Here is an 8,826-nt window from a genome sequence, read left to right on the forward strand (position 1 = left end):
GCGGGGGTCCGCACGGGGAGGGTGCAGTGGTTCGCTGGGAGTCGACGGCGACGCAGGCCGCCGGGGAGGGCCTGCGGGGCCAGGGGCAGGTGCTCGCCGGCGCGGCCGGGGTGGTCGCCGCCGCGGGCCGGACGCCGCCCGCGACGTCGGGGCACACGCACGTGAGCGCCGGGCTGTCCGAGTTCGCGGCGTACTGGGAGCCGTTCCTCGTCACGACGGCGCAGGCCGCGGACGTCCTCGCGCAGCACGTCGTCGGCGCCGGCGAGGCCTTCGCGGCGCTCGACGCCTCCCTCGCGGGTGCCGCGGCACCCCCTGCGCCGTCAGGGCCCGGCGTCCGTCCGGTCCCCGGGACCCCGGGGTGAGCGGCCTGCTCGACACCCCGGTCGCGGCGTCCCGGCTGACCGCCCCGCCGGGCGACCCGGCCGCCGTCCGTGCCCTCGTCGCCGCGCTGCGTTCCGCCCGCGACGAGGTCGGCGACGCCGCCGGCACCCTCGACGCGCTCCCGCACGCGTGGCAGGTCCCCTGGCAGGGGGTCGCCGCGACCGCGGCCCAGGAGGCGGTGCACGGGCTGGCCCTCGCCGTCCGGACCGTCGTCCACCCGCTCGACGTCGCCGCCGCCGCGCTCGACCGCTGGGCCACGGCCCTCGAGGACGCCCGGGTCGAGATCGGCCGGCTCCAGCGCCACGCCGACGACCTCGCGGCGGACGCGTCCCGGCGCCGGACGGCACTGGTCCGCGAGATCGAGGCGGCCCAGGCCGTCCCCGTGACGCCGCAGCCGCTGCTCGGCGGCGGCCCCGGTCAGGCGGAGACGCTCCGGATGCGGCTCGACGTGCTCGACGTCGAGGCCGCCGGCGACCAGCACGACGTCCGCCGCCGCGCCGGCGCCGTGACGGCACGGCTCGACGACCTCGCGCTCGACGTGCGCCGCACCCTCGAGCAGACCCGGCCCCCGGTGTACCGCGGGCACCGGGAGTCGTTCTCGGACTGGCGGCAGCGGGCGATCTCGGAGGCGCTGTCCCAGGTCCCGGGCCTCGCCGAGCACCCCGAGACGGTCGCGGCCGCGGTGTGGGCCTTCATGACGGCGCCGCAGCTCGGCGCGGTGGGCGTCAGCGTCTTCTCCAAGGCCAAGCAGCTCTACGCCGTCCGGTTCGTCACGGGGGCGACCTTCACGGCGAGGTCGATGCCGCTGGGCCTGCGCGCCGCGGCCCGGCTGCCCTGGCTCGAACCGTTCCTCGGCAAGGGCGCGATCGGCGAGTCGCTGCTCATCGGCAACGCCGCGAGCCGGTCGATGCCGCTGTGGACCGCCGCCTCCCGCGGCTGGGAGGCCGCCTCGCTGGAGACCGGGATGCTCGCCCGCGGCTCGACGCTCGTCCAGGGCGTCGGGGTGCTGCGGGCCACCGGCGTCGTCGGCGGCGTCGTGTCGACCGGGGTCTCGCTCGCGAACGTCGTCGCCCAGGGCAACCCGGTCGACGCGTTCAAGGAGAACGGGGCCGGCTACGTCGCCGACCTCGCCGAGGTCGGGTTCAACGCCTCGTCGACCGCGTTCCTGCTGGCCCCCAACCCGGTCACCGCGGGCGCCGTCGTCGTCACGGGCGTCGTCTGGGCGGGCGCGGAGCTCGTCGACCACTGGGACGACGTCACGCAGCTCGCCTCGGACGGGCTCGACACCGTGGCGGACGCCGCGGACGCGGCGGTCGACGTCGCGCAGGCGGCCGGCGACGCCGCCGTCACGGGCGCGAAGAAGGTCGGGGGCTGGCTCAACCCGTTCGACTGACGCGCGCGCAGCGCCGACCGCGCCCGCACCCCGACCCGGAAGGTCCGCCCGACCCCATGACCACGTGGCTCCGCCTGAGGTCCGCACCCCGTCGCGGTGGTGCGGACCCGGCCCTCGTCGGCGGCGACACCTCGCCGTTCCGGCTCGACGAGCTCGCGGACGACCTCACCGTCCTGCTCCACGACGACCGGCCCTGGGCGGGCGTCGCGTCGAGCGGACCGGGGACGGTCGGCGGCGGCACCACCGGCGCCGTGGTCGTCTGGGGGCCGGGTCTGCTGACCGTCCGGGTCGTCCCGCCGCGCCCGGTCGCGGGGCCCTGGCTGCGGTTCGCGCTCTACGGCCGGCCGACGACCTTCCACGTGCACCTCCCGGACGGGCGGGTCCTCGACGGCGTGCTGGACCAGCCCGGCACGCAGACCCGGCTCCGCCGCGTCGTCGGGTCCTGGAGCCGGACGGCGCTGACGGTCCGGGTCCGGGTCGAGGAGCGCACGATGTTCCTGTCCGGCCAGGGGGTCGGCGGCTGGCGGGTCCGCACCGCCGACGGCCGCCCGGTCGCCGAGTCAGCGACCGGCGGACTGCGCGTCGCCCGCGAGGCCGACCCCGTCGAGCGGTCCGCCGCGGTCGCCGCCGCCCTGTCGCTGCTGCGCAGCTCCTACCTGCCGCTGTCCACGCTCTGGCCCTCGTCCTGACGCCCGACCACCCGACCACCCGACCACCAACCTGACCCCGACCACCTGACGCCCGACCCGCTGCCCGGAGGCGACGAGAAATGACCACGACGTCCACGACGACGTCCGCGGAACCCCCTGCCGGGGCGGTCCGCCCGCTCACCGAGCGGGCCGCCGCCGACCTCGGCCGCGGCCGGGTCCGGCTGACCGTCGAGCACCTCGCCGTCGTCGCGCAGCGGCTGGCGCACGGCACGGTCCAGCCGGAGCTCGCCGCCTACGACGCCGACCTCGTGGCGGCCGGCGTCGTCGGTGCCGACGGCGCGGTGCCGGCCGAGGTCGCCGACCTCGTCGCGACCTTCGCCGGGCCCACCCTGCTCGCCGAGGTGGAGACGAGCGCGGCCGGCGAGGTGGTCTCCCACACCGTCGCGCTGCGCGGCACCAAGGCGTGGTCGTCGGAGGGCTGGCCGGGTTCGGCGCTGTCGGAGTACGTGCCGTTCGAGGCGACCCTGCTCGTGCCGACGCTGGCCCGGCTCGCCGGCCTGCGCTCGTTGCCCGCGGGGGTGGAGCCGGTGACCGACCGCGAGCCGCTCGCGGTCCCGGTCGACGTCGCCGACCGGGCGCTCGCAGTCGCGGTCGCCGCCCTCGCCGAGCCCGCCGGGACGGCCGCCGCCGCGTCCGGCGCGGTGGCCGCCGCGGTCGCCGAGCTCGTCGGCGATCCCGTTGCGGCGCAACGGTTCGCCGACCTGCTCGCGCACCTGCGGCTGACCTGGCGGGTCAGCGTCCGGAGCGGGGACGACGTCCGTGCGGTCGCCGTCCTCGACACCGGCGCGCTCGGGCTGTGGCTGCGCGAGGAGCCCGCCGAGCCGATCGGCCCGCAGGGGGTGCCGCCCGGCGCGGTGCTGCGGCTCGTGCCGGTCTCGCCGGGGGACGCGTGGCGGGCCCTCGTCGGGCTGCTGCCCGAACCGGCCGCCGGCTGACAGCCCGACCGACCGGCTGATCGGCCGGCCTCGCGCGCCGGCGGCGTCGTCAGCCGATGTCGAGCGCGAGCAGGTCGTCCTCGGTCTCGCGACGCACGAGCACGCGCGCCTCGCCGTCCCGGACCGCCACGACGGGCGGACGGGGCACGTGGTTGTACTGGCTCGCCATGCTGCGGCAGTAGGCGCCCGTGCCGGGGACGGCGACGAGGTCGCCGCGGCCGGCGTCCCCGGGGAGGAACTCGTCGCGGACGACGATGTCCCCGCTCTCGCAGTGCTTGCCGACGATGCGGGCGAGCACCGGCGGCGCGGCCGACTCCCGGGAGGCGAGCGTGCACGAGTAGTCCGCGTCGTAGAGCGCGGTGCGGATGTTGTCGCTCATCCCGCCGTCGACGGCGACGTACCGGCGCACCGCGCCGTGGTCGAGCTCGACGTCCTTGACCGCGCCGACGGTGTAGAGCGTGAACGTGCTCGGGCCTGCGACGGCCCGGCCGGGCTCGACGCTGATCCGCGGGACCGCGATCCCGAGGCCGCGGCACTCGCGGGCCACGAGCTCGGCCATCTGGTCGGCGAGCGCCTTGGGCTCGAGCGGGTCGTGCTCGCTCGTGTAGGCGATGCCGAAACCGCCGCCGAGGTCGACCTCGGGCAGCACGACGCCGTGCTCGCGCTCAACCTGCGCGACGAGCCCGAGCACGCGGCGGGCCGCGACCTCGAAGCCGCCGGTGTCGAAGATCTGCGAGCCGATGTGGCTGTGGATCCCGCGGACGTCGAGCTCGGGCCGGTCGAGCGCGGCCCGGACGGTCGCCGCGGCGACGCCGCCCGAGAGCGAGACGCCGAACTTCTGGTCCTCGTGCGCCGTCGCGATGTACTCGTGGGTGTGCGCCTCGACGCCCACGGTGACCCGGATCATGACCGGCACCCGGACGCCGTGCCGCGCCGCGACGTCCGCGACCCGCCCGACCTCCTCGAGGGAGTCGACGACGATCCGGCCGACGCCGGCCGCGACCGCGCGCTCGAGCTCGGCGTCGGACTTGTTGTTGCCGTGCAGGCCGATCCGGGCCGGGTCGACGCCCGCCCGCAGCGCGACGGCGAGCTCGCCGCCGCTGCAGACGTCGAGGCAGAGCCCGTCCTCGGCGACCCAGCGGGCGACGGCCGTGCAGAGGAACGCCTTGCCCGCGTAGTAGACGTCGGCGCCGGCGAGGTCCGCGAACGAGTCGGTGAACGCCTCGCGGTAGGCGACCGCCCGGGCCCGGAAGTCGGTCTCGTCGAGGATGTACGCCGGCGTCCCGAACCGGGCCGCGAGCTCGGCGACGGGCAGGCCGCCGACCTCGAGCGCGCCCTCGGGACCGCGGCGCACCGTCGCCGACCAGAGCTGCGGGAGGAGCTCGTTGACGTCGCCGGGCGGCCGCAGCCACGCCGGGACCGTCGCGACGCCGCCGTACCCGGGCGAGTGGAGCGCGCCGGCCTCGTGTGCACCCATGGTTCAGAACCGTTCTCGTGGAAGGGGTCCGGACGTCGTCAGCAGCGGGCGGCAGTGCCCGCGGGCAGGTCCGGTCGTCGTGGTCCGGTCGTGCGGTCGGGCGGTCACATCCGCTCGGGCGCGCTCACCCCGAGCAGCCCGAGCCCGTTCGCGATGACGATGCGGGTCGCCTCGCCGAGCCACAGCCGCGCGCGGTGGACGTCCTCGACCGGGTCGTCGCCCTGCGGGATGACCCGGCACGCGTCGTACCACTTGTGGAAGTAGCCGGCGAGCTCCTCGAGGTAGCGCGCGACCCGGTGCGGCTCGCGCAGCTCGGCGGCGTGCGCGACGACCCGCGGGAACTCCGAGAGGGCGGCGAGCAGCACCGACTCGGTGTCGTGCGTGAGCAGCGACGGGTCGAAGGCCGCGGCGTCCATCGACAGCCCCGGCACGTCGGCGGCGTTGCGGACGATGCCGCTGATCCGGGCGTGCACATACTGCACGTAGTAGACCGGGTTGTCGTTGCTGTGCTTGGTGAGCAGGTCGAGGTCGATGTCGATCTGCGAGTCCACCGACGAGCGCGCGAGCGCGTAGCGGGCGGCGTCGGTGCCGACGGCCTCGACGAGGTCCTCGAGGATGACGACGGTGCCGGCCCGCTTGCTCATCCGCATGGGCTGGCCGTCACGCACGAGGTTGACCATCTGGCCGATGAGGATCTCGAGGTTCTTCCAGGGCGTGTCGCCGAACGCGGCGCACATCGCCATCATCCGGCCGATGTACCCGTGGTGGTCGGCCCCGAGCATGATGATGACGCGGTCGAAGCCGCGCTCCCGCTTGTCGAGGTAGTACGCGAGGTCACCGGCGATGTAGGCGGCCTCGCCGTCGCTCTTGATGACGACGCGGTCCTTGTCGTCCCCGAACTGCTCGGTGCGCAGCCAGGTCGCGCCGTCCTTCTCGTAGATGTGGCCGTTGGCGCGCAGCCGTGCGACGGCCCGCTCGACGGCACCCGAGTCGTGGACGTCGTTCTCGTGGAAGTAGACGTCGAAGTCGACGCCGAACTCGTGCAGGGAGGACTTGATCTCGCCGAACATGAGGTCGACGCCGCGCGCCCGGAAGACCTCCTGCGCCTCGTCGTCGGGCAGCGTCAGCGGGTCCGGCTCCCCGGCGGCCGCGGCGTCGGCGAGGACGCGGGTCGCGATGTCCTCGATGTACTGACCGCCGTAGCCGTCCTCGGGGGCCGGGTCGCCCTTGGCCCGGGCCAGCAGCGAGCGGGCGAACCGGTCGATCTGGGCGCCATGGTCGTTGAAGTAGTACTCCCGGGTGACGCTCGCGCCGGTCGCCTCGAGGATCCGGGCGAGCGAGTCGCCGACCGCCGCCCAGCGGGTCCCGCCGAGGTGGATCGGGCCGGTCGGGTTGGCGGACACGAACTCGAGGTTGATCCGCTCCCCCGCCGCGCCGTCGGTGCGGCCGTAGCCGGTGCCCGCCTCGACGATCGTGCGCGCCAGCTCACCGGCGGCCGCGGCGTCGAGGACGATGTTGAGGAAGCCCGGCCCCGCGACGTCCACGCTCTTGACCCCGGGCACCTCGCCGAGGCGCGCCGCGAGCAGCGTCGCGACCTCGCGCGGCGGCCGGCCGGCGGCCTTGGCGACCTGGAGGGCGACGTTCGTCGCCCAGTCGCCGTGCTCGCGCTGCTTCGGCCGCTCGACGCGGACCTCGCCCGGGACGGCGACGGCCAGGTCACCGGCGTCGACGGCGGCCTGCAGGCACGCGCGGACGGCGGAGGAGAGCTCGCTGGGGGTCACCGTCCAAGGGTAACGGGCGGCGTCCGTGCCTCCGATCGGGTTCCGGCGGGCCGGACCGGGCCGCGTCAGGGCGTGGCGGGCAGCGCGTGCGCGTGCTCGAGGTCGTCCTCGAGGGTGCGCCGGCCGGCGAGCCACGCACCGAGCACGACGAACGCCATCGACGCGGCACCGAGGAGGAACGGCAGGTCCCAGCGGCCGGTCGCACCGGCGACGGCCCCCGCGGAGAAGGGCCCGGCCGCTGCGACGAGGTAGCCCACGCCCTGGGAGAAGGCGGACAGCGACGCCGCGGTCGCCGGGGTCCGGGTGCGGAGGTTGACGAGCGTCAGGGCGAGCGGGAACAGCCCGCTCCCCCAGCCCGCGACGAGCACCCAGAGCAGGGTGAGGGTCGCCGGGGCGAGGGCGATCCCGACGTACCCGGTGGCCATGCACGCGGCGAACGCGGTGACGAGCGCGAAGGTGTTGCGGACCCGGGCGGCCAGCCGGGGCACGACGATCGAGGCGGGCAGCCCCATCGCGCCGAAGACGGCGAGCATCACCGCGGCGCGCTGGTCGCCGACCCCGGCGTCGGTGAGCCGGGTCGGCAGCCACGTGAAGCCGATGTACGAGGCGAAGGACTGGAAGCCGAAGACGAGCGCGACGCCCCAGGCGACCCGGCTGCGCCAGACCGACAGCCGGTGGTGCGGCGCGTCCGGCTGCGCGCCGGCGGGACGCCGTCCGACCGGCACGACGCGCGGGTGCGCGGCGGGCACGAGCCAGGCCACGGCGACGACCGCGGCGAGGGCGCCCCACAGCGCGAGCGAGACCCGCCAGCCGGTGACCTCCGAGCCGGTGGCGCGCGCGACGGCGTCCGCCACCGGCACCGAGAGCAGCGGCGGCACCGCGACCCCGGCCGTCACGGCGACGAGGTACGCCCCGGTGACCTGCGGGATCCGGTCCGGGAACCAGGCCTTGACGATCGGCGGCAGGACGACGTTGCCGCCGCCCATCGCGACGAGGACGACGACGGACGCCGCGAGGAACGCCCAGGCGCCAGGCGCCCACGGCCGCACGACCTGCGCGCCCGCGGCGACGACGAGCAGGAGGACGGCGATCCGCTCGGCGGACAGCCGCCGCAGCAGCCACGGCACGAGCAGCCCGGCGGCGGCGAAGCAGAACGGCGGCAGCGAACCGAGGAGGCCGGCCTCGGTCACCGTGAGCGGGACACCGTCGACGATCCGCCGCAGGAGCGAGGACGTCGCGGTGACCGCCGGACGCAGCGTGATCGCCAGGAGGACAATGGCCACGAGGACCGCACGCCGTCGGGGGGCGGTCCGCTCAGCCATTCGCCGAGCGTAGCGACAGATAGGATGACCAGATGACGTCGGCCACGAGCGACCGGGCCGGCTCCTCGGGGGAGCCGCCCGTCCTGCGCGCTGCACGCCGCACCGGTCTCATCGACCAGGTCATCGACCAGCTGCGGGACCAGATCACCGGTGGCACCTGGGCGATCGGCGCCCGGATCCCCACGGAGGCCGAGCTGGCTGCCCTCACCGGCACGAGCCGCAACACGGTCCGCGAGGCGGTGCAGTCGCTGGTCCACGCCGGGCTCCTCGAGCGCCGGCAGGGCTCGGGCACGTACGTCCTCGCCGCGAGCGAGCTCGCCGGTGCGGTGAGCCGCCGGGTCGCCGGGGCGCACGAGCACCACATCCTCGAGGTCCGGCGCACGCTCGAGGTCGGTGCGGCACGGCTGGCGGCCACCCGCCGCACCCCCGAGGACGTCGCGCGGCTGCGCGGCCTGCTCGCGGAGCGGACGGCGGCCTCGCACCGCGGCGACTTCGAGCGTGCCGTCGAGCTCGACGTCGACCTGCACCGCGCCATCGGCCACGCCGCGCACAACCCGGTGCTCACCGACCTCTACGAGAACTTCCTCGACGCCCTGTCGGAGAGCGTCCGGCTGAACTTCGCGATGGTCGGCCACATCGACGACGACGAGCACGCCGCGCTCGTCGACGCCATCGAGGCCGGTGACGGCGACTCCGCCGCGACCGAGGCCGCCTGCTACCTCGACCTGCTCCTCGACGAGGTGCCCGACCCCGACTAATGGGTCCTTGCCGGGCGGTGTTCTGGAAGGCTCGGCTCCGGTAGCGGCCGGTGGGTCAGCACTCTCTCC

General features: G+C 75.9%; 7 protein-coding genes and 1 pseudogene. 5 read left to right on the plus strand and 3 right to left on the minus strand.

The window, feature by feature from the left end; translation table 11 throughout:
* The 4 genes and pseudogenes from ECOMGDLI_RS03620 to ECOMGDLI_RS03635 all read left to right on the plus strand — a co-directional run.
* Nucleotides 1-362, plus strand: a pseudogene (locus tag ECOMGDLI_RS03620) (hypothetical protein); the annotation flags it as partial.
* Nucleotides 359-1,774, plus strand: coding sequence for a hypothetical protein (locus ECOMGDLI_RS35260; RefSeq protein ID WP_198954516.1), 1,416 nt, complete (start codon nucleotides 359-361; stop codon nucleotides 1,772-1,774). The pseudogene ECOMGDLI_RS03620 and the gene ECOMGDLI_RS35260, both read left to right, overlap by 4 nt.
* 56 nt (nucleotides 1,775-1,830) lie before the next feature.
* Nucleotides 1,831-2,463, plus strand: coding sequence for a hypothetical protein (locus ECOMGDLI_RS03630; protein WP_088313808.1), 633 nt, complete (start codon nucleotides 1,831-1,833; stop codon nucleotides 2,461-2,463).
* Between the two features lie 80 nt (nucleotides 2,464-2,543).
* Entirely contained in the window at nucleotides 2,544-3,419 is an 876-nt protein-coding gene (locus tag ECOMGDLI_RS03635) for a hypothetical protein (protein WP_088313813.1), read from the plus strand.
* Nucleotides 3,420-3,468: 49 nt separating this feature from the next.
* Here ECOMGDLI_RS03635 and lysA read toward each other — a convergent pair whose 3' ends face one another.
* The 3 genes from lysA to ECOMGDLI_RS03650 all read right to left on the minus strand — a co-directional run bounded on the left by lysA (nucleotide 3,469) and on the right by ECOMGDLI_RS03650 (nucleotide 7,999).
* Nucleotides 3,469-4,896 (minus strand): diaminopimelate decarboxylase, encoded by a 1,428-nt coding sequence (gene lysA / locus ECOMGDLI_RS03640; RefSeq protein WP_088313816.1) that lies wholly within the window; start codon nucleotides 4,894-4,896, stop codon nucleotides 3,469-3,471.
* A 104-nt stretch (nucleotides 4,897-5,000) separates the two neighbouring features.
* Complete coding sequence (gene argS, locus ECOMGDLI_RS03645; RefSeq protein WP_088313820.1) at nucleotides 5,001-6,677, minus strand: arginine--tRNA ligase; 1,677 nt, start codon at nucleotides 6,675-6,677, stop codon at nucleotides 5,001-5,003.
* A 65-nt stretch (nucleotides 6,678-6,742) separates the two neighbouring features.
* Nucleotides 6,743-7,999 (minus strand): MFS transporter, encoded by a 1,257-nt coding sequence (locus ECOMGDLI_RS03650; protein ID WP_088313823.1) that lies wholly within the window; start codon nucleotides 7,997-7,999, stop codon nucleotides 6,743-6,745.
* Between the two features lie 32 nt (nucleotides 8,000-8,031).
* On the opposite strand from ECOMGDLI_RS03650, the gene ECOMGDLI_RS03655 reads away from it, so the two are divergent.
* Nucleotides 8,032-8,757, plus strand: a complete 726-nt coding sequence (locus tag ECOMGDLI_RS03655; RefSeq protein WP_088313826.1) for a FadR/GntR family transcriptional regulator — start codon at nucleotides 8,032-8,034, stop codon at nucleotides 8,755-8,757.
* The last annotated feature ends 69 nt before the right edge of the window (nucleotides 8,758-8,826 follow it).

This window comes from Kineosporia sp. R_H_3 (assembly GCF_002198675.1).
GTDB lineage: Bacteria > Actinomycetota > Actinomycetes > Actinomycetales > Kineosporiaceae > R-H-3.

Excerpts from the sequence above, each read along its gene's own strand:
- lysA (WP_088313816.1), bottom strand. The coding sequence starts at position 4,896 with ATGGGTGCACACGAGGCCGGCGCGCTCCACTCGCCCGGGTACGGCGGC.
- ECOMGDLI_RS03650 (WP_088313823.1), bottom strand. The coding sequence starts at position 7,999 with ATGGCTGAGCGGACCGCCCCCCGACGGCGTGCGGTCCTCGTGGCCATT.
- ECOMGDLI_RS03655 (WP_088313826.1), top strand. The coding sequence starts at position 8,032 with ATGACGTCGGCCACGAGCGACCGGGCCGGCTCCTCGGGGGAGCCGCCC.
- ECOMGDLI_RS03635 (WP_088313813.1), top strand. The coding sequence starts at position 2,544 with ATGACCACGACGTCCACGACGACGTCCGCGGAACCCCCTGCCGGGGCG.
- ECOMGDLI_RS03630 (WP_088313808.1), top strand. The coding sequence starts at position 1,831 with ATGACCACGTGGCTCCGCCTGAGGTCCGCACCCCGTCGCGGTGGTGCG.